The 474-nt window shown below is 51.7% G+C and carries 1 protein-coding gene; it reads left to right on the plus strand.

Translation table 11 applies throughout. The features are described 5' to 3' along the window. Positions 1 to 445, plus strand: a 445-nt coding sequence (locus KK062_RS30015) for a MauE/DoxX family redox-associated membrane protein (protein WP_254088077.1), incomplete at its 5' end; no start/stop codon positions are given. Positions 446 to 474: the final 29 nt, after the last annotated feature.

The following is a 474-nucleotide window of genomic DNA, read 5'->3' on the forward strand; positions in this document are numbered from 1 at the left end:
CACCAGGCCTATGAATCGTTACAAATTAATAGACCTCGCGGTTTTTCTGTTGATCATTCTCTTTACCTATGCAGCGCTCAGTAAGCTGCTGGAGTACGACAAGTTTACCGTCCAACTGTCGCAATCTCCACTGCTGGCGGCGTTTGCCGGCACCGTGGCCTGGTCCATTCCGGCGTTAGAGATCGTACTGGCGGTGCTGGTATCCATACCACGCATGCGCCTGTACGGTCTTTATGGTTCGTATACCCTCATGGTTATTTTTACGGCTTATATCATTGCCATTACCCGGTTCAGCGACTATGTACCCTGCTCGTGCGGCGGGGTATTGCAAAAGCTGGGCTGGACGGAACATCTCGTATTTAACTTGTTCTTTGTTGCACTCTGCGGTATCGCCATATTGCTGCAGGTGCACAAAGAGCACAAATCCCGCCCCGTCGCCACCTAAGGCCTGTATCGTATACACATCTCCGAGCC

This window comes from Dawidia cretensis, from assembly GCF_018598175.1.
In the GTDB taxonomy this organism is placed as follows: Bacteria; Bacteroidota; Bacteroidia; order Cytophagales; family Cyclobacteriaceae; genus Ohtaekwangia; species Ohtaekwangia cretensis.